Origin of the sequence: Burkholderia sp. Se-20378 (assembly GCF_017104665.1) — a bacterium.
In the GTDB taxonomy this organism is placed as follows: domain Bacteria; phylum Pseudomonadota; class Gammaproteobacteria; order Burkholderiales; family Burkholderiaceae; genus Burkholderia; species Burkholderia lata.
Window position 1 is genome coordinate 1 of sequence record NZ_JAAGPG010001083.1, and the last position, 1,068, is coordinate 1,068.

Annotated in this window: 1 protein-coding gene; it reads left to right on the forward strand. The window is 70.4% G+C overall.

Going from position 1 to position 1,068, the window contains the following annotated elements; genetic code table 11:
• A partial coding sequence (tssF, locus tag G3N93_RS40290; RefSeq protein ID WP_206135555.1) for a type VI secretion system baseplate subunit TssF occupies nt 1–1,068 on the forward strand: 1,068 nt, incomplete at both ends.

The window sequence follows — 1,068 nt, forward strand, 5'->3', positions numbered from 1 at the left end:
TCGGCTGACGTTCCATCTCGCGGGCCCCGAGCGCGACGCGCTGCACCTGCTCGAACTGATCGCCGCGCATGCGCTCGGCGTCGTGTGCCACGATCCCGCGCAGCCGCCGCGCTGGCTGCATACGCTCGACGCCGACGAAATCGTCCACGAGGGCTTCGATCCCGCGCAGGCGATCCTGCCCGACGACGGCCGCAGCTTCCACGGCTACCGGCTGCTGCGCGAGTATTTCGCGTTTCCGGCGCGCTTCCTGTTCTTCAGCATCGGCGGGCTGCGTGCCGCGCTCGCGCGTGCGACCGGCGACGAGTTCGAACTGACCGTGCTGTTCGACCGCCATGATGCGGCGCTCGAAGCGGCCGTCAGCGCGAAACACCTCGCGCTGAACTGCACGCCGGCCGTGAACCTGTTCGCGCGCCGTGCCGACCGCATTCCGCTGCAACCCGGCGCTCGTGAGCACCATGTCGTCGTCGATCGCAGCCGGCCGCTCGACTACGAGGTCTATGCGGTGCAGCGACTCGCGAGCGAGCAGCGCGACGACGGCCAGTCGCGCGAATTCCGGCCGTTTCACGCGTCGTTCGCAAGCGACGACGGCAACCACGGCGCGTACTACACGGTGCGGCGCGAACCACGGCTGGTCTCCGCTCAGGCACGTGCGAACGGCACGCGCACCGGCTACGTCGGCAGCGAAACCTACGTGTCGCTCGTCGACAGCCAGTGCGCGCCGTACGACGAGACGATGCGCTACCTGGCGGCCGACACGCTGTGCACGAACCGCGATCTCGTGCTGCTGCAGTCGCCCGGCGACGCGAATACGTTCACGCTGCGCGTGTCGGCCCCGGTCGAAAGCATCGTCGCGATCCGCGGCCCGTCGCGGCCGCGCCCGCCGATCGCCGATGCGCAAACCGCGTGGCGGCTGATCCGCCATCTCGGGCTGGCCCGGCACACGCTGACCGATCTCGACGACGACGAGGGCGCGCATGCGCTGCGCGAACTGCTCGGCCTGCATGCCGACCCGGCCGATGCCGCGATGCGCCGGCAGATCGACGGCGTGCTGCGCGTGGCGTTCTCGCC